18 protein-coding genes are annotated in these 18,532 nt (G+C 64.2%); 9 read left to right on the forward strand and 9 right to left on the reverse strand.

Annotation, left to right across the window (positions count from 1 at the left end; translation table 11 throughout):
• The first annotated feature begins 114 nt into the window (after positions 1-114).
• Entirely contained in the window at positions 115-489 is a 375-nt protein-coding gene (locus tag GMST_RS17295; protein WP_183355949.1) for a pyridoxamine 5'-phosphate oxidase family protein, read from the forward strand.
• 206 nt (positions 490-695) lie between these two features.
• Here the strand turns inward: GMST_RS17295 and GMST_RS17300 are convergent, their stop codons facing one another.
• The gene (locus tag GMST_RS17300; RefSeq protein WP_183355950.1) at positions 696-1,970 is read right to left on the reverse strand and encodes an MFS transporter; all 1,275 of its coding nucleotides are present in this window, start codon (positions 1,968-1,970) and stop codon (positions 696-698) included.
• Between the two features lie 600 nt (positions 1,971-2,570).
• Between GMST_RS17300 and GMST_RS17305 the strand changes: the two genes are divergently transcribed.
• On the forward strand, positions 2,571-3,920 hold the full coding sequence (locus GMST_RS17305; RefSeq protein WP_183355951.1) for an MATE family efflux transporter: 1,350 nt from the start codon (positions 2,571-2,573) through the stop codon (positions 3,918-3,920).
• A 335-nt stretch (positions 3,921-4,255) separates the two neighbouring features.
• Here GMST_RS17305 and GMST_RS17310 read toward each other — a convergent pair whose 3' ends face one another.
• The 8 genes from GMST_RS17310 to GMST_RS17345 form a co-directional block, all read right to left on the reverse strand.
• Complete coding sequence (locus tag GMST_RS17310; protein ID WP_183355952.1) at positions 4,256-4,417, reverse strand: hypothetical protein; 162 nt, start codon at positions 4,415-4,417, stop codon at positions 4,256-4,258.
• Between the two features lie 37 nt (positions 4,418-4,454).
• Positions 4,455-4,751, reverse strand: a complete 297-nt coding sequence (locus tag GMST_RS17315) for a cupin domain-containing protein (RefSeq protein WP_183355953.1) — start codon at positions 4,749-4,751, stop codon at positions 4,455-4,457.
• A gap of 358 nt (positions 4,752-5,109) precedes the next feature.
• The gene (locus GMST_RS17320) at positions 5,110-5,355 is read right to left on the reverse strand and encodes a YMGG-like glycine zipper-containing protein (RefSeq protein ID WP_183355954.1); all 246 of its coding nucleotides are present in this window, start codon (positions 5,353-5,355) and stop codon (positions 5,110-5,112) included.
• 33 nt (positions 5,356-5,388) lie between these two features.
• Positions 5,389-5,850 carry a hypothetical protein gene (locus GMST_RS17325; RefSeq protein ID WP_183355955.1) on the reverse strand — a complete coding sequence of 154 codons (462 nt, stop codon included), beginning with the start codon at positions 5,848-5,850 and terminating at the stop codon, positions 5,389-5,391.
• A 141-nt stretch (positions 5,851-5,991) separates the two neighbouring features.
• Complete coding sequence (locus tag GMST_RS17330) at positions 5,992-6,849, reverse strand: sulfite exporter TauE/SafE family protein (RefSeq protein ID WP_281380067.1); 858 nt, start codon at positions 6,847-6,849, stop codon at positions 5,992-5,994.
• Between the two features lie 110 nt (positions 6,850-6,959).
• Positions 6,960-11,870, reverse strand: coding sequence for a PAS domain S-box protein (locus tag GMST_RS17335; protein WP_183355957.1), 4,911 nt, complete (start codon positions 11,868-11,870; stop codon positions 6,960-6,962).
• Between the two features lie 216 nt (positions 11,871-12,086).
• A complete protein-coding gene (locus tag GMST_RS17340) occupies positions 12,087-12,554 on the reverse strand; it encodes a type II toxin-antitoxin system VapC family toxin (protein WP_183355958.1) in 468 nt (155 codons plus the stop codon).
• Entirely contained in the window at positions 12,554-12,799 is a 246-nt protein-coding gene (locus GMST_RS17345) for an antitoxin (RefSeq protein WP_183355959.1), read from the reverse strand. Before GMST_RS17345 ends, GMST_RS17340 begins: the two co-directional genes overlap by 1 nt.
• Before the next feature lie 362 nt (positions 12,800-13,161).
• Between GMST_RS17345 and GMST_RS17350 the strand changes: the two genes are divergently transcribed.
• From GMST_RS17350 to GMST_RS17380, 7 genes are all read left to right on the forward strand, one after another.
• Positions 13,162-13,488, forward strand: coding sequence for a putative signal transducing protein (locus GMST_RS17350; protein ID WP_183355960.1), 327 nt, complete (start codon positions 13,162-13,164; stop codon positions 13,486-13,488).
• Between the two features lie 154 nt (positions 13,489-13,642).
• The gene (locus tag GMST_RS17355) at positions 13,643-13,972 is read left to right on the forward strand and encodes a hypothetical protein (RefSeq protein WP_183355961.1); all 330 of its coding nucleotides are present in this window, start codon (positions 13,643-13,645) and stop codon (positions 13,970-13,972) included.
• A 6-nt stretch (positions 13,973-13,978) separates the two neighbouring features.
• Positions 13,979-14,350, forward strand: a complete 372-nt coding sequence (locus GMST_RS17360; protein WP_183355962.1) for an iron chaperone — start codon at positions 13,979-13,981, stop codon at positions 14,348-14,350.
• Positions 14,351-14,367: 17 nt separating this feature from the next.
• Positions 14,368-15,585, forward strand: a complete 1,218-nt coding sequence (locus GMST_RS17365) for a DUF898 family protein (RefSeq protein WP_183355963.1) — start codon at positions 14,368-14,370, stop codon at positions 15,583-15,585.
• Positions 15,582-16,613: a M48 family metallopeptidase gene (locus GMST_RS17370; protein WP_183355964.1), complete on the forward strand. Its 1,032-nt coding sequence runs from the start codon at positions 15,582-15,584 to the stop codon at positions 16,611-16,613. Before GMST_RS17365 ends, GMST_RS17370 begins: the two co-directional genes overlap by 4 nt.
• A 29-nt stretch (positions 16,614-16,642) precedes the next feature.
• A complete protein-coding gene (locus GMST_RS17375; protein WP_183355965.1) occupies positions 16,643-17,686 on the forward strand; it encodes a DUF5684 domain-containing protein in 1,044 nt (347 codons plus the stop codon).
• 520 nt (positions 17,687-18,206) lie between these two features.
• A complete protein-coding gene (locus GMST_RS17380) occupies positions 18,207-18,479 on the forward strand; it encodes a DUF2277 domain-containing protein (RefSeq protein WP_183355966.1) in 273 nt (90 codons plus the stop codon).
• Positions 18,480-18,532 lie beyond the last annotated feature (53 nt).

Here is an 18,532-nt window from a genome sequence, read left to right on the forward strand (position 1 = left end):
CCCCCACGTTTTTCCCGCCAACTGCCCCTATCCTTTACCCGGAGATTCTGCCATTCTACGCTGCGACAACACGGGCGGCCCGCTCAAGAGAGGCCCCATGAAAAGGAGACAGCAATGACGATTCCCGAGACCTTGCAGGAGATCATGAAGCAGGACGGCGTGGTGGCGATCGCCACCCTGGGGAGCGAGGGGCCGCACCTGGTGAACACCTGGAACAGCTACCTGCGGGTTTCTGCCGAGGGGAAGCTTTTGATCCCGGCAGGCTACCTGCACAAGACCGAAGCGAACGTGGCCTACAATCCCGAGGTGCTCATCACCCTGGGAAGCAGCAAGGTGAAGGGTCTGCACGGCCCGGGTGCCGGCTTTCTCATCAAGGGGAAGGCGGAGTTCCTCTTCGAGGGGGCCGAGTTCGACCTCCTGAAGGCGAAGTTCTCCTGGCTCAGGGCCGCCCTCGTCGTCACCCCGACCGAGATCGACCAGACCTGGTAACAACCCGCCGAAACGGTGGCACCCTGACGCCGCCCACCCGAACGAGATGTGCCACTGCACCACGCAAAAAGCCGCCGTGTCGGTCGCCTTTCCAGCGATCCGGTACAGCGGCTTTTTGTTGTCGCACTTCCGCTCCTGGCGGTCAGCCGGCGGGTGAAGAGAAAGACGCTGCGGGGGGAAATTCTGCGAGCTTCAGGGGATCGCTCTTACTCCTTTATGATCCCCATGTTCACGTAGATGGGGCGCACCACGGCGCGCATGGCGGGGAGCTGGCGCGCGAACAAGAGCCCGGCGCCCAGGCAGCAGACCGCTCCCACGAGCAGGGTCTCGCTGGGGCCGATAATCCCGGCCATGGTCCCGGCCCCGAAGCTGCCGAAGGGGGCCATCCCCAGAAACGCCATGGTGAAAAAGCTCATCACCCTCCCCCGCTTGTCCTCCTCGATGATGGTCTGCAGGATGGTGTTGCTCCCCGCCACGACGCGCACCGCTCCGAAGCCGGTGGCCACCAGGGCGGCAAGCGAGACGGCGAGGTTCGTGGAGAGGGCAAAGCCGGCAATCCCCAGCGCCATGGTGACCGTGGCGAGCACGATGGACCTCCCCAGCCCGAGCACGCTCTTTCTCGAGGCAAGGGTCATGGTACCGATCAGGGCGCCCAGTCCGGCCGCGGTCATCAGGAAACCGAAGGTGTGGGCGCCCCCCTTCAGGACCTCCTTGGCGAAGACCGGCACCAGCACCGTGTAGGGCATCCCGGTGAGGCTTATCAGCGACACCAGGAGGAGGATGGTGCGGATCGGGGTGAAGCCGAAGGCGTAGTCGAGCCCCTCCTTCAGCTCGTGCAGCACCCGGCGCCGCTCCTTGCCCAGGTGCGGGCTCGGGGCCAGCTTCATCGCCGCGAGCGCCAAGAGGACGGCGAGGTAGCTCACCGCGTTCATGACGAAGCAGATCCCCTCCCCCGCCGTGGCGACCAGAAGCCCCGCCACTGACGGCCCGATGAGCCTGGCCCCCTGCACCATCGAGGAGTTGAGGGCGATGGCGTTGCCGAGGTCCGCCCGGTCCTCGATGATCTCCACCACGAAGGACTGCCGGATCGGCACGTCGAAGGCGTTCACCACCCCTAAAACGAGGCTCAAGGCGACGATGTGCCAGACCTGGATGATTCCCGAAAAGACCGCGGCGGCGAGGATCACGGCCTGCAGCATGGCCAGCGCCTGGGTCATCATGAGGAGGTAGCGCCGGTTCCAGCGGTCCGCGAGTACGCCGGCGACCGGCGAGAAGACGAAGGTGGGGATCTGGCTTGCGAAGCCGACCACCCCGAGGAGGAAGGCCGAGTTGGTCAGCCGGTAGACGAGCCAGCTCATGGCGACCTGCTGCATCCAGGTCCCCACCAGCGACACGCTCTGCCCCGCCATGAAGAGCCGGTAGTTGCGCGAGCGCAGGGCGCGCAAAAACTGTGATGACTTTTTCGGCACCGATTCGACCATGGTACTACCTCGTTCGCGTCTTTCCGGCAGGGTTAGCCCCCCCCAGGAGTCGGAGACGCCTGTTCAGCCGTGGTCCAATTGTACCCGGCGGTTCGGGATTTACCGATGGCAGACCTATGACCTGCTGCTTGGACCGGTTGAGGCACCAAAGCAAGCTGGCTCATGACAAAAAAGGCCTGGCGGTCTGCCGCCGGGCCTTTTGCATCGTGTTCAGGTCTCAACCCAGGCGTGGTTGTGGTTCTGGAGAGCCGCCGCGCCAGATCGGCAGGGATGATCTTGTGGTCCGCCAAAAGCCTGAAGCTCTCCCTGCTCTCCTTCGGCAGACCAAGTTTCTCGAGTTCCCCCGGACAATCTTTATGAGCGGCTCGTATGCCAACGTCATTCGCTTTCCCCCTGGATCTCGGACTGCGCGTGCGGGAGTATAACCGAATACCTGCCGGATTCAAAGAAGATACCTCGATCTGCCTGCGCAAATCCCTGACTCGGCTCGACAGGATTTGAAAAGTCGGGCGGAAATGTGCTACCAATGGTTACGTCGCCCCTCCGCCGGTTTTATCGCCCCCGGAAGCCTCCTGCAACCCTCGAGAAGAAGTGAGCTCCATGTCCAACCACATCCCGCGCCTGCTCAAACTGGCAGGTCCCATGATACTTTCCACCTCTGCCATAAGCTTCATGCAGATCATCGACGCCATCGTCCTGGCGCGCCACTCGCGCGAGGCGGTGGCCGCCATCGGCCCCTCCGGCCTGGCCGTCATCCTCTTCCAGGGCTTTCTCTTCGGCACCGCGGGGTACGCCGGCACCTTCGTCGCCCACAGCCACGGTCGCGGCGAGGCGGCCGGCGTGAGGAGCTCCGCCTGGCTCGGCATCCACACCGCGCTCATCTCCGGGGTGATCGCGCTCTTCATCGCCTGGCCCGTCGCCCAGCTCTTCTTCCTGGCCGGGCACGAGCCCCAGGTGGCGCGCGACGAGTGCAGCTATTTTCTCATCTGCCTTGCCGGCTCCCTCTTCCCGGTACTCGGCTCGGCCCTGGCCGGCTGGCTCTCAGGGATCGGGCGTCCCGTCCTGGTCACCATCGTCACCTTCTTCTCCTTCGTCATCAACGCGCTGCTCGCCTGGGGTCTCGTCTTGGGGAACTGGGGCCTTCCCCGCCTGGGGATCGCCGGCGCCGGGCTCGCCACGGTTTTCGCCCAGGCCGTAGCCGCCGCACTCTACGTCTTCCTCTTCTCCCGGTCCGGAGGTCTCAAGGACAAGGTCGCGGCCCGTTTCCGCTGGCCCGAGCTGAAGAACTTCCTTAAGCTCGCCATGCCCATGGGGCTGCGCATCAGCGGCGAGCTTGCCGCCTGGACCCTGTTTCTCGTGGTGATCGGGCGCCTGGGGACCGTCCCGCTGGCCGCCTCGAGCCTCGCCTTCAGGATCAACGGCATGGCCTTTTTTCCGGCGCTGGGGCTTGGGCAGGCGGCCGGCATCCTGGTCGGTCACGCCCGCGGCGCCGGGAAGGACCACGAGGTCCCGGGGATCACCTGGCAGTCGCTTGCCGTCTGCGAGGTCTGGATGCTCGTCATGTCGCTTTTCTTCGTCCTTTGCCCCGGCCCCCTCATGTCCTTCTTCGTGGGGAGCGGCCCCGAGAGCGCGCAGGTCGTGGAGACCGGCATCATGCTCCTCAAGTTCGTTGCGTTTTACTGCCTCTTCGACGCGGCCAACGTCACCATCGGCTGTGTGCTCGCCTCCGCCGGCGACACCCACTGGATCGCCCGCAGCTTCTTCGTCTGCGGCGTCGGGTTCCTCATCATCCTGGGGCTCATCGACCGCTTCAGCCCGAGCCTCGTCGCCGAGTGGACCCTGGGCACCAGCTTCGTGTTCCTCACTGCACTCTTGTGGTTTTTGCGCTTCAAAGGGGAGCGCTGGAAAGAGGTGAAGGTGCTGCGCGAGGCAGGCGAAGTCCTCAGCTGAGGGCACTACCACGACGCCACCACCGTTATCCGGGAATCCTTTTCCTGGACCGATGAGTGGCATTTCCCGGAAAGCCCACCTTTAGCCGGCAAAAGAACCCTTACGTCTCCCACTTTGAAAAGGCTCATCCGGGAATGTAAGAAGCGCGGATCTGGTTACTGCCAACCACTGCCGGCAGCCCAACGTTCCCCACTTTGGAAAAGGGTGGACAGGGGGGATTCGTTTTTTGTAACCATTGCGGGATCCGGGTAAGAACGCAAAAAAGGCACCAGTCGCCGAGGGTCTTCCCCCACAGCTCTGGTGCCTTTTTGCGAACTGCTGCGCCCTTCCCGCAGCTACGCCTGCAGCTTCACGAACTCCCGGTACAGCGATCCTTCCTCGTGCCTCTTGGTGATCGACGCGTAGAGCTTGCCGAAGGCCTTGGCGGACTCGATGTCGATCGGGAAGTGCGAAAACGAAGACCCCGGAAGCAACGAAGCCGCCGGGGTCCTGGTCAAAGGTGCTGCCTGCCAGCGCAGCTGCAGGGCCCCTTGATCAGTTGGAGATTATGAAATCGTAGGTTCCGACACCCTGGGTCAGCAGGTACTCGGCAGGTTCCTGGTGCAGGTTGAGAACACGGTGCACCACCGGCGTCTTGACCTCTGCCGTCTCGCCCGGCTGCAGCACCACGACATGGTAAGGGTCGCGCGTCTCGACCTGCAGCGCGCCTTTCAGGCAGACGAAGAAGTCGTTCACCTGGCTGTGGTGATGCCACTCCGTCGCGGCTCCCGGCTCGAGTTCCATTACCCTGACACTGACATCAGACGACTTTACTATTTCACGTATAGCCACAAACACCTCCATAGCACATGCTGCTCGATAAATGATGTACCTATGGTATCGCCATTTCGCTCTAGAACTTGAGTGACTGTAGGATACCATTCCAGCCCCACAGAAGTCAAAGCGCTGGCCACCGGCACAAAGACAGGCAAGTCACCAGACGATCACTCTTTCAGTACATCCTCCTTCGTTTTGCCTTACCCGTAGTTGCCTTTCCTCGTTTCACCCCTCCGTGTACCTCAGTGGTAAGGATTTTAGCCTTACCGTTTTACCCGTTTTAGGTTTTTCTCCGTGTTCTTGGTGGCTCCGTGGCGCAGAAAAGGACCTGCCCGAAGCCGGACAGGTCCTTTTGTTTATGCGGTCAACTACCCTACCTGCCGCGGTAATAGCGCCGCCCCCCCTGGTCGGTGAGAATGAACCCGGTCAGGGCGCCGGCGGCACCGCCGACTGCCGCGCCGACGGCAGGACTGCCGCCGGATACGGCTCCCAGAAACGCCCCGCCGGCGGCACCGATGGCGCCACCGCTCAAGGTCCCCTGCTGCTGCCGGGTCATCCCGACACACCCAAGGGTGAGCGCGAGCGTCAGCATCATTGCGAGATATCTCAGAACTCTCATATCGGCCTCCTTACCCGGTCCCCGCTTCAAGAGCTAGGGCTCGGTCGAGCTGGCAAAGGGGCGGTCCGCTATGCCGGCTTTCAGGTTCGGCCGCACCAGCTGGGCCCAAATGACACCCAGCACCGGAAGATCGCCGTCCTCGGGGTGGTCGCGGTAGAAGCCGTCCACCTTCTGGATGATGGCGTCCATGGACACCCCCTTGAGGCCTTCGGCAAGTTTAGCGGTGAATCCCACCCGTTTGAGCTCGGGATGTTTCTGTATCACGTTCTCTTCAACAGTCACCACATGGCCGATGCCCCAGATAAAAGCTATCTTGGCATCGGGCTGCAGCATCTGCCATTGGGATCCAGTCAGAACCGGCATTTCCTGAAGGGTCTTACCCGTGTCCTCCCGGATCGGCAACTCGGCAGCAAAGACAGAACCCACACCCGCAAAGAGTGCTACCAGCGCCAGTGCGAGAACGTGGCGGGCCAGATGCTTTATCTCTGTCTTCATGCCCTCACCTCCTTCATATCTTAATGATCCTCAGGCTGCCATTATAGCAAAGTGAGCAGCCAAAATGGAAATCTTGGGGTGTTGTGTCAGTGCGGCGCGCTGGCAGATTCAGGGAAGGACGGGAGACGGCAGGAAGTGCGGTTACCACCCCAGGGCGAGCTTGAGGCCGAGCACGCCGCCCAGGACGATGAACATCGGGCGCACGATGCGGTGCCCCTTCTTGCGGCCGATGCGCGAGCCGAGGTAGGCGCCCAGAACAGAGCCGAGGGTGGACGGGATCATGAGCGAAGCGTTGCCGAGGCCTGCCGAGGTGTAGATGCAGACGGCGAAGCTGTTCCAGAAGAAGGCGAGGACGTAGTAGCAGCCAAGGGCGGTCGTGAGGGAGAGCCCGCGGGTCTTGGTGAGGAGCAGCGAGGTGAAGAGCCCGTTGCCCGAGCCGAAGAAGGCCTCGTAGACCCCGAGCGGCAGGGCGAGAAGCCCCGTCACCCCGCGGGAGAGCGTGGGGGGGCTCTCCTTTTGTCCGAGCGTCGGGTTGAACGCGACGAGGGCCGCGAGCCCCAGGATGATGCAGCCGATCACCTGCTTGAGCCCCGAGGGGTTGGCGCCGCGCACGATGAGCGTACCGGCGTAGGCGCCGGCGAGGCCGCAGAGCACCATGAGGCGGATGAGGCGCCAGTCGACCGTGCGCCCTTTCAGGTAGTTGCGGGCGGCGATGAGCGTCCAGGCGGCGCCGTTTAACTGGTTCGAGGCGATGGCGACCGGCAGCGGGAACCCGAAGGCGAGCCAGACCGGGGTGGTGAGCATCGAGGCCCCCGCCCCGCTCATGGCGCTTAAAAGCGAGGCAAGGCAGGAGACGGCGAAGATGAGGGCGAAGTGGCTAAGCGAGCTGATAAGAGACCTTCTTTCCCAAGCGGTTTGAGCCGCAGACTCACGTCGAGCAAACCGCAGCGAGTGCGAACGCGCGACCAGAGCATACCCCTTAAAAGGTCTACCCCTCAAGCTTTTGTTTTGCAGTCTCCGGGCGGGCAGATCTGTTATCGAGGTTCACCCTCAAGCCTTTGACTCTGCCTTTCTCCGCGCCCTCCGTCTCTATCTGGCAAGGTACGTTTTCAGCCTTTCCTTTCCGCAAGCAGCTCCGCGATCAACCCGCGGCAGCGGTTGAAGTCGATCGGCTTCGACAGGTAGCTGTCCATCCCCGCCTCCAGGCAGCGCCGCTCGTCCTCCTTCAGGGTGTGCGCCGTCATGGCGATGATCGGGACGTGCCCGCCGCGCTCCGCCTCCTCCCGGCGGATGGCCGCCGTCGCCTCGAAGCCGTCTACTCCCGGCATCTGCACATCCATGAGGACCAGGTCGAAGCCCCCCTGCCGCCACAGATCGAGCGCCTGCCGCCCGTTGCCGGCGAGCTCCGACTGGTAGCCCGACATGCGCAAAAGCTTCTGCAGCATGGCGCAGATGACCGGGTCGTCCTCGACCACCAGGAGCCGCGCCTGCGCCGCCTTGTCGTCCCGCGGCAGGCCGGCCGGCACCGGCTCTTCGGCACGTGCGCGGGGAGCCGGCGCCGCAGCCGCGACCGCAAACGGGATGCTGAAGAAGAAGGTGCTCCCCTCCCCCGGCCGGCTCTCGCAGCCGATCGTCCCCCCCATGCGGGTGACAATCTCCTTGCTGATGGCAAGCCCGAGCCCCGTGCCTCCGTAGCGGCGGGCGTGCGAGTCGTCCAGCTGGCTGAACTCGATGAAGAGCAGGTCCCGCTTGTCCTCGGGGATCCCGATGCCGGTGTCCGTCACGCTGAAAAGGATCTCGCGGCGGCCGTCGTCGAGCCGCGCGCCGCAGCGCACCCCGAGGACCACGCTCCCCTTTTCGGTGAACTTGAGCGCGTTCCCCGCCAGGTTGGTCAGCACCTGCCCCAACCGCACCTGGTCCCCCAGCACCGTCTCCGGCGGCTCCCCCGCGATCTCCAGGCGCAGCTCGAGCCCCTTGCCGCGCGCCACCGGCATGAGCAGGTGGTGGGTGTGCTCCAGGCAGCTGCGCACCGAGAACGGTTTGCGGTCGATGGAGAGCTTCCCGCTCTCTATCTTGGTGAGATCCAGGATGTCGTTCAGGATGTGCAACAAGGAGCGCGCCGAGCCCTGGGCCATGGCAAGGTGCTCGCGCTGCTCCTCTTCCAGCTCGCCCAAAAGGACCAGGTCGAGCATCCCCAAAACGCCGGTCATCGGGGTCCTCAGCTCGTGGCTCATGTTGGCCAGAAACCGGCTCTTCGCCCGGGTGGCCCCCTCGGCGGCCAGCTTCGCCTCGCGCAAAAGCTCCTCCCGCTCGCGCTGCTCCGTTATGTCCGTGTTGCTGCCGAACCAGCGGGTCACCCTCCCCTCCGAGTCGCGCACCGGGATGACCCGGGTCAGGAAGGGGCGGAAGACGCCGTCGGCCCCGCGCAGCGGGAAGACCATGTCGAACGGCTCGCCGGTCGCGATCGACTCCCGCCAGCGCTCCATGACCTCGGGGAGCGCCTGCGGGTCGTGTACCGACTGCCACCCCCACCCCTCCATCTGCTCGGGGGTGGTGCCGGTGTACTCGTACCAGCGCTTGTTGTACCAGAAGATCCAGCCGTCGCCGTTGGCCATCCAGCAAAGCTGCGGGATCGCGCCGGCCAGGGTGCGGAACTGCTCCTCGCTCTGCTTCAGGGCGGCCTCGCCGTTCTTGCGCTCGGTGATGTCGTGCATCATGACCAGGATCGCGGGCTCCCCGTGGTCCTCGATGCGCACCGCCGCCACCTCCACCTGGCGCTCCTCGCCGGAGAGCCGCCTGATCCGGTTCTCGTTGGGCTCGATGCTCCCCTCGCGCAAGAGCCGCTCGATGCGCTCCTGCATCACCGGGTGCCCGTCGGGGTGCACGAACTCGAGGGGGGAGCGCCCCAGCACCTGGTCCGCGCTGGCGGCGCCGAAGAGCGCGACCGCCGCGGGATTGGCGTACTCGATGCTCCCCTTGCGGTTGATGAAGATGGCAACCTGCACCGACTCCACCACCTTGCGGTAGCGGGCCTCGCTCTCTTCGCACTCCCTTTGCACCCGCATCTGGTTGGAGATGTCCTCGGCGAAGATCACGATGCCGCCGATGCTCCCCCGGGCGTCGTACCAGGGACGGATCTCCCAGCGGATCCACTGGGTGCTCCCGTCGGCGCGCAGGAAGGGATCCCCCTCCGAGGAGAGCACCTCGCCCGCGAGCCCGCGGCGGTGCGCCTCGCGCCAGGCCTCGGGGATCTCGGGGATAACCTCGTAGTGGCTGCGCCCGGCAAGCCCCCTCTCCTCCAAGCCGTAGTCGCTCAACCAGCGCCGGCTTGCGCTCAGGTAGCGCATCTCGTTGTCGAACATGGCGAGCGCCGCCGGCGCATGCTCGATGAAGAGCCTGAGCTTCTCCTCCTGTTCCCTCAGCGCGCACTCCATCTGTTTTCGCTGGGTGATGTCGATGAGCGCCACCACGACGCCGTCCACCTCCCCCTGCGGGGTCAGGTAGGGGAAGAGGCGCTTTAAAAAGGTCCGCCCGCTGTCAAGCGTAGCCACCTCGCGCTCGGCGAAGGGCTCCCCCGCGAGGACCCGGCCGGCGTCCTGGGCCAGGGTGGGCCAGTCGATCCGGCCGGCGAAGTGCCGGAAGGGGCGCCCGATGTCGGCGGGGATCAGGTTGAAGAGCTGGGCGGCGGCCGGGGTGAACCCCTTGAGCACCAGCGAGGGGTCGAGGAAGATGGTCGCGACCCCCGAGCTCGCCAGGAGGTTCGCCATGTCCGTGTTGGCCTGGTTGAGCTCCTCCACCTTCACCTGCAGCTCGGCGTTCAGGGTCGCCAGCTCTTCGTTCAAGGCCTGCAGCTCCTCCTTCGAGGTCTCCAGCTCCTCGTTGGTCGATTGCAGCTCTTCGTTGGCGGACTGGTACTCCTCGTTGATCGACATGAGCTCTTCGCTCGTGGCGAGGAACCCCTCGTGGGAGCTTTGCAGCTGCTCCGAGGTCGCCTGCAGCTGCTCGTGGGTCACCCTGAGCTGCTCCTCGAGCTGGCGCACCAGGGGGTTGCCGCCCGGGTCGCCGTCCCACTCGGTGACGCTCTCGGCGGCGCTCGTAACCAGGGGGGGGGCGGGCTCGAAGAGGACCAGCACGAGCTGCGCCGCGGCGGAGCCCCCCTCGACCGGGCGCACCCGCAGGTTTATCGCCGCGTCCGGATCCCCGCCGGCCTTGATCCCCTTGAAGACCACCTCCTGCTGTTCGGCGCAGGCCTTGTAGATGGCGGCGCGCAGCGAAGGGCGCAGTTCCTCGCGGGCCAGGCGCAAAAGGTCGCGGCTCAGCTCCCCCTCCCGGATCTCGAGGAAGGGCCCGGTGCGCGGGAAGACGTGCACCACCTCGTAGCGCTCGTTGACCACCACCCCGGGCGGGGTGTAGAGGTCGAGGAGCGCCTTCTGGGCGAGCTGCACCGGCGAGGCCTCCTCCGCCTGCGCCGCGGCGAGGTTCGGGCTGCCCCCCGGCGCCATGAGCGGAGCCATGCGCGGGAAGTGCGCGATGCGCGCCCCCCCCTCGCGGCGCTCGTAGATCTTCCAGCTCTTGTGCACCGTGGCAAAGAGGTCCCCCGTCCCGGCCACCGACTCGGCGAGCCCCAAGAAGAGAAACCCGCCCGGCTTCAGGGCCTGGTGGAACAGGGAGATCAGGCGCCGTTGCATCTCCGGGATGATGTAGATGAGGAAGTTGCGGCACACCAGGAGGTCGAGCCTCGAGAAGGGGGGATCCTTGATGAGGCTGTGGTGGGCGAAGATCACCATCTCGCGCAGCGACTTGTTCACCTGCCAGCGCCCCTCGCACGGGGTGAAGAACCGGCGCAGACGCGCCTCCCCCAGGCTGGCGACGGCGGCCTGGTCGTAGAGGCCGGCGCGGGCCTGCGCGATGGCCACGTCGTCCAGGTCGCTCGCGAAGATCTGCACCCGCGCGTTTTGCCCCTCCTCCTCCAGGTACTCCCGGACCAGCATCGCCATCGAGTAGGCCTCCTCGCCGGTCGCGCAGCAGGCGTGCCAGATGCGCACCGGTTCGTCGGGGGCACGCCCGGCAAAGAGCCGGGGGAGGATCGTGCGGCGCAGGTACTCGAACGGTTCCGGGTCCCTGAAGAAACTGGTCACCCCGATGAGGATGTCGTTGCAAAGCGCCTGGGCCTCCTGGTCGCTCAGCTTCAGCACCTCGAGGTACCTCCCGATCCCGGCGGCGTCGCTTAGCATCATGCGCCGCTCGATGCGCCTTAAGACCGTGCTCGGTTTGTAGGAGCTGAAATCGTGTCCGGTCCGCGCCCGCACCAGGGCAAGCACCGCGGCCAGGTCCTGTTCGACCTCGGAGGTATGGCAGGCAGAGGAGGCAAGGGCGCAATGGGAGCGGGCGAGTTCCGCGATCCGGGGGGCTATCTCCTCGACGGGGAGCACCCAGCTGGCGGCCCCGGCGGCGATGGCGGCAAGCGGCATCCCGGGGGTGTCGCAGCTGGTGGGGTCCTGTACCAGGACCGTTCCGCCCGCCTCCCTAGCCGCGCGGGCCCCCGTGGCGCCGTCGCTGCCGGCACCGGCGAGGATGACCCCGATCGCCCCCTCCCCCACTTCGGCGGCCAGCGAGCCGAGCATGAGGTCGATGGGGTGCGGCACCCGGGTGGGGATGAGTTCGGTGGGGTGCAGACGGATGGCGCCCGACTCCAGGCGGAGTTCCCGGCCGGCCGGGAGCACCAGGATCCGGTCGGGGGCAAGCGGCATCCCTTCCGCGGCGGGAGCGACCGGCAAGGCGGTGTAGCGGGAGAGCATGGCGGCGAGGTCGCAGGGGTCTTCCGGCACCAGGTGCACGGCGACCAGGTAGCAGACACCGCAGTCGGTGGGGAGCGCGGTGATCACCTGTTCCAGCGCGGCGAGCCCGCCCGAAGCGGCGCCGATGCCGACCACGAGGCAGGGTTTCGGGCTCTCGGTGGTGCCGGGATTGTCGCCCTGGGGAGCCGTGGCGGTTCGTGAGGATTTGGAAGCAGGGGACATGGCGGGTAACCTCGCGATCGGGATCTCGGAACAGGTACGCCCGGCTGGAGCCTGAGCGACCCTTGCGGCAGGGCGGCTTCAAGATGTGCACACCTTTACCACATTACAGAGATATAACCAACGGGAAATGAACAGGTTTTGTAAGGTGACGGGAAATACTGGATAGGGGCAGGAATTTACCTACAAGCATCATGGAGATCCGGGAGGGGGAGGAGCTCAAAGTCTCTGGCGGACGCAGTATGGAGGATTCGATTCTGAAACAGAGTGGGGAAAAGGAGGGAAGAGCCAGTTTTCTACGGCGAGATTTGAGACTCTTTTAAACTCACGGATGTTATCGGTTACGAGGGTAAGTTCCAAGGAACGGGCGTGAGCCGCGATCAGAAGGTCATTCGGCCCGAACATCACCCCCCTGTGCTCCAAGTCGTTTCTGATTTCAGCATAGTGCCGATCAGCATCGATATCAAGCGGTAGAACCTCCAGGTTATCGAGAATCTGCTCGACCTTCGCCGTCAAGGCAGGTGCCCCCTTTTTCAGAGCACCGAAACGCATTTCAGCGGCAACTACAATGCTAGTGCAGATGACCCGTTCGCCGACAGCAGCGATCCGGCGCATTACCTCGCCCTGCGGGTTCTTTATGAGGTCAGAGAGAATATTGGTATCGAGTAAGTACACAAACGGATTCATCACAGGTCCACATCTTCGAGCGGCAACAACCCTTCGTTATGGTCCGCCAACCCTTCCTCTGTTGGCTGCCACGTCGAGATAAGAGCAAGGAGAGATTTCGTTTTGGCGGGCTCGATAATCAACCGATCCCCCTCCTTACGAATCACCGCTTCGTCGCCAGGAAGCTCAAATTCTCTAGGAATCCGCAAAGCCTGATTTTTCCCATTTTTAAAAAGCCGTACGTGGCGTTCCACGACAGGATTCATACGTGCCTCCATATCCATCATATGCCTAGGCATAGGTCTAGCACAGTATCACTTTTGTGTCCACTGGTCTCACCTTATCGCTCAAGGGTGACAAGTGCGTTTCAGAGGTTCCGTGCTCGTCACGAAGGACACTTTCTCCTTGCACCCAGAAGGTCGTAAGGTTGCATGAGCGCTTCCGTGTTTATGGTTACGCAAGAGTCTAACCTAGCCACCCCTTTTACCTTTTTAATTTACACACTGTAAATATTAAATTATAGTCACACGCAAAAAGCGCCGACAAGGTAATGACAGTCCTAAGGCGGGGAGAGCAGTAGGCTCCGCGGCTCACCCAGGTGTAGGCGAAAAAAACGGGAACAACACGAATGATAAACGTTTACTCTCCCAAAGATGAGCTCGAGCTTTCATTGATCCGGGGCATTCTGGAGGCCGAAGGGATCCGCTACTGCGTCTTCAACGACCACTTCGGATCGATGCGCGTGGGTCCCCAGATAGACTTGCTCAATAAGAAAACCATCATGGTGGCACCCGAAGACCTCGAGAGAACCAGGCACATCATCTCCGACATCGTGGCGCGTTCTGCCCCGGCCGCGGACGACTCCGAGCGCTACTCACTGGGCCAGAAAATCAGGATGGTTGTTCAGACGTTGTTCTTCGGCTGGTTCATACCGGAGAGGAAACATCGCAAGTAGGCCCCCTAAAGAGGTGCACCGACCTGCCGACCAAGGCTACCGCAAGGAAAGGTGAAAAATGACCCAAAGATTTAAGGCTGTTATGTGGATGGTGGGACTGCTGGCCTTTTTCGCTGTCGTGGGATGTGCAAGCCGGCCAGTGCAGGTAAGCTCGGTGAACAAGATACTGACCAGCGCGGAAAGCCTGAAATACGGCAAGAAATCCCCGGCCGACAACTTCAAGCTGCAAGACGAGATCGTTTTTTACGTCTATGTAAAGTGGGAAGACCCTGCGCAGAAGTACGGCAGCCATCCGGTTGTCTGGAACTGGTACTTGGACGGCAAGCTGGTCTCCCGCGGCAGCAAAGACGTCAACTTCGACAAGACTCCAAAGGAGTTGTGGACCCATAGAAGCGCCTCCGCCCTGGGCGTGGGGCACTTTAGGGTTGAGACGCTGGTCGATGGGAAAGAGGTGGGATCAACCGAGTTCGAAATCACGGAGTGACCGGACGTGCCTGCGCGGCCCGAGACACCAATCGACACCTACTTAAGCGGGATTAAGCCGGAGCAGCGGGGGGTTCTCGAAGCCCTGCGCGAGCGGATCCGCGCCCTCGTTCCGGGGGCCGAAGAGACCCTAAGCTACGGCATCCCCGCGTTCCGCGTCGAGGGGAAGATCGTTATCGGCTTCAAGGCGAACCGGAGCGACTATGCGATCTACCCGTTCAGCGGCGGGGCGGCGGAGCGCTTCCCCGGGGAACTCAGTGGGCGCACCGTGACGTCGGGCTCCATCCACTTCACCCCCGAAAGCCCCATCCCGGACGACCTGCTGCGGCGCATCATCGAGTGGCGGGTGCAGGCCAACCGCGAGCGCGCCGGCCGCTGAACCTTACAGGAGAACAGATGCCCCACTTCACCCTGGTCTGTCCCGTCTGCAATTTCTCCAAAGAACTCGATACCAACTCCTTGCCGCCCCAAGGAACCAAGGTCACCTGCCCCGCCTGCCGATCGGTCTTCCCGCTGCAGACGGAAGAGCCCCCTGCCGACCCGGCCACTGCAGCGGCTCCCCCCGCGGCGGATGGCGAAGCAGCCGCGCCGGCCGCGCCGCGGAAGCCCATCCCCGAGAAGCCGCGCACCCTCACCTTCAGCTTCACCGGCAACGCGCGGGAGTACTTCGGCATCTGGATCGTCAACACCCTGCTGCGCATCGTTACCCTCGGGCTGTATTCCCCCTGGGCCAAGGTCCGCAAGCGCCGCTACTTCTACGGCAACTCGCTGCTCGACGGGGCCCCCTTCGACTTCCTCGCCGACCCGTGGGCCATCCTCAGGGGGTGGTTGATCGCCGGCCTGTTTTTCGGCGCCTACTCCTTCGCCTCCCGGGCCAACGTCATCGCCGCACTGGCGTTCATGCTCCTCTTCTTCGCCATCTTCCCCTGGGTCGTGGTCCGCTCCCGCATCTTCAACCTGAGGAATTCCACCCACCGCAATATCCGCTTCGGGTTCGATCCGGATTACCGCGAGGCCTACCGGGTCTTTCTCTGGTGGCAGCTCCTGGTGCCGTTCACCGGCGGGGTTCTCATGCCCTACGTCATCTACCGCCAGAAACGCTTCCTGGTGGAAAACAGCCGCTACGGCACCACCCCCTTCCGCTTCCACGCCGCGGCCGGAGAGTACTTCCGGATATTCCTCCCCCTCCTCGTCCTGATCCCGCTCGGCATCGGCACCGGCGTCGCGGTTGCGCTCCTGTTCAAGGGGGACAAGTTCGCCGCGGCGGTCCCCGTGCTGATTTTCGCCCTCATCTACCCGATAACCGCACTCTACGTGCAGACTGCCTTCACCAACCTCACCTGGAACTCGACCAGTCTCGGCAAGCACCGCTTCAGGTGCAGCCTCAGGGTGCGCGACCTCGCCTGGATCTACCTCACCAACGCCGCCGCCGTCCTTTTAAGCCTGGGGCTCCTGGCCCCCTGGGCCGCGGTCCGCACCCTGCGCTACCGCCTCGGGCACCTCACGGCATCCGGCGTCGGCGGTTTCGACGCCATCATCGCGGCTTCCCAACAGCAGATCGACGCCACGGCGGAGGAGCTGGGCGACCTGCTCGGCTTCGATCTCGGCATATGATCGATTCCTGCCCCGCAACCTGGTACGACGGCCGCACCTCCCGGGGGCGCGAGGTGACGGTGCGCCTTACCGGCGAGACGCTGGTCGTAAGCGGAGAACAGCTGAGCGCGAGCTATCCCCTGGCCGAGGTCCGCATCGACCCGCCCCTGGGGAGGACCCTGCGCGCCCTGCACTTTCCCGACGGAGCGTCCGCCGAGACCGGCGCTGCCGACTTCCTGGATGAGCTGCAGCGCAGGCAGGGGAAGCCCCCGCTGTGGCGCCAGCTGCACCGCTGGGAGATGAGCCCGCGCCGGGCGCTCGTCGCCCTGGCTGCCACCGCTCTCATCATCTTCTGCTTCGTCAGGTTCGCGGTACCGATTCTGGCGCAAAAGGTCGCCTTTGCCCTTCCCGCCGCGACCGAGGCGCTCATCGGGCGGCAGACCCTGCAGATCCTGGACAGATCCGTCATGCAGCCAAGCAAGCTCAGCCGGCAGCGCAAGCAGGAGCTGACCGCCCTCTTCCGCGCCGTGACCGCGAGCCACCCGGAGCGGCAGGGGTGGCGCCTGGAGTTCAGGGACTCGAAGGGGCTCGGCGCCAACGCCTTCGCCCTCCCCTCCGGGATCGTCATCGTTACCGACGCCATGGCGGAGCTTGCCGAAAAAGACGAGGAGATGGCCGGCGTGCTGGCGCACGAGGCCGGGCACCTGGCCCGCCGGCACGCGCTGCGTCACGTGCTGCAGAACTCCGCCACCGTGCTCATCGTAGCCTGCCTCACCGGGGACATCGTCTCGGCGAGCTCGTTTGCCGCGACCCTGCCGACCGCGCTCATCGACGCCAAGTACTCGCGCGACTTCGAGCGCGAGGCCGACGCCGCAGCCGTCGGCTACCTGAAGCAGCAGAGGATTCCGGTGCGGCGCTACGCCGAGACCCTCGCGCGCCTCGATGCGGAGCACCACAAAGAGCGGGATGCCGCCCCGCGCCTGGGAGAGATGTTCGACAACCACCCGATGATGCTGGAGAGGGTGAAAGACGTGCTGGCCGCCGAATGAGCGCGCGGCGCGGCACAGGGGAGATTGCCATGAAGAGTTTGTTACGCACGGGTATGCTGTTTTTTGTGGTCTGGCTGGCGCTGTCGGGGGTTTCCTTCGCCAAGCAGGTATACCTGAGCGACGGCAGCGTACTTGAGTGCGAATCGTTCTGGCGGCGCCAGGGGCAGATCGTCGTGAAGGTGAACCGCGACGTGATGCTGGAGTTCGCCCCGTCAGAGGTCAACCTCCGCAAGACCTTTCCGCACAAGGCGAAGGCTAAGGGGATGAAACCCAAACGCCCGGTGGTGCAGAAGACCGCCACCGCTGAGTCGGCTGCGTCCCCCGCACCCGGGAACGTCGTGCCGGCAGCGGCACGGCGCGAGGATGCCCAGCCGGCAGCTCCGGCCGAGCCGAAGCACCCCGCGGCAGCCCCGCCGGCCGCCGTGCAACCAGCCGCGCCTGCGGCCGCCCCACCCGTTGCGGCGGTGCAGAAAGAGGTAGTCCCCGAGCCGGCAGCGGCCGCGCCGGAACAGGGTCCCCTCAGTAAGGCCGAGTTCGAGCGGCGCGCCAAAGAGAACGCCGAGCGTTTGGCGGAGGCGATCAAGAAAAAGAATCCCGAGCTGATCAAGAAAGCCATGGGGGCCCAAAAGGAGCTGGTGCAACAGCAGAGGCAGGCCAATGCTGGCGGACCGGGGGCAGCTGCTCCCAAACCGGCGCCGCCGAACTACACCTACCTGTTCCTGCTGCTTTTCTGCGGCCTGTTGACCTTGGTCTCCATGTGGGTGGTCTTCGGCAAGGCCGGCGAGGCCGGGTGGAAGGTCCTGGTTCCCCTTTACAACATCTACCTTTTGATGCGGATATCCGGCAAGCCCGGCTGGTGGTTCATCCTGCTGCTGATCCCCGTGATCGGTCTGGCCATCAACCTGCTGGCGATGCTGTCCTTGGCGGAGAAGTTCGGCAGGAGTCCCGCGTTCGGGGTGGGGCTCTTGCTGCTCCCCATGCTCTTTTTCCCCCTGCTGGCCTTTGGCGATTCCCAGTACCAGGACGCCGTCCCGGCACCCGAGATGAACTTCAGCTTCGCGGAAGAACCGTAGCAGGTCTGTCCCTTGGCCGGATCCTCCGGCCGAGGTTCATCCGGTGAAGTCCGGGAACCGCATCCCCCCTCCCTTGACGGGAGGGGGCCGGGGGGGTGGGTGAAGCTGCCATCTGCGCTGACGTGGCACCTTCCCCCTCACCCTGACCCTCTCCCGCAAGGGGAGAGGGGACCTCGTTGGAGCCGGAAATTCCAGGAAGCATCAAGAAGGTTGCTACCACCTCCCGCCGGCGCCCTGTTCCCCCCTTTGGGAAAGGTGTATAGACCGGAGACATGGGTGACACTTTTTACGTTGGCATGCCATCGACAATCCGAGGACTTCAGTGGGACGGGAACTCCGGGAACCGCAGACGTAGTTGCTATCAACCACCGCTGCCAGCCCAACGTCCCCCCTTCGCAAAGGGAGGAACGTGATGAAGCGGCATGCGTGACAACATGCCTGGCAGCTAAGGCAACTTTTTCTCGGAAGAACCTACAGCCGATCCGTCTTCTAACCGCGGCGCCCAAGGGAGGTAGGTGACATGTGCAGGAACATCAAGACGCTTTTCAACTTCGACCCGCCCGCGACGGAGGAGGAGATCCGTGCGGCGGCACTGCAGTACGTGCGGAAGATCAGCGGGTTCAGCGCACCTTCAGCTGCCAACCAGGCCGAGTTCGACCGCGCAATCGAAGAGGTTCACCAGGCGTCCTCGCGCCTGCTCCGCTCCCTGGTGACCAGCGCCCCTCCCAAGGACCGAGAAACCGAGGCCGCCAAGGCGCACGCTCGGGCAGAGCGCCGCTTCCCCGCCAAATGATCTAGAGCAGCGACCTGAAATAGCCATGCCCTCAATAGCTTCGCAAGCCACCC

Origin of the sequence: Geomonas silvestris (genome assembly GCF_014193515.1) — a bacterium.
Taxonomy (GTDB): Bacteria; Desulfobacterota; Desulfuromonadia; order Geobacterales; family Geobacteraceae; genus Geomonas; species Geomonas silvestris.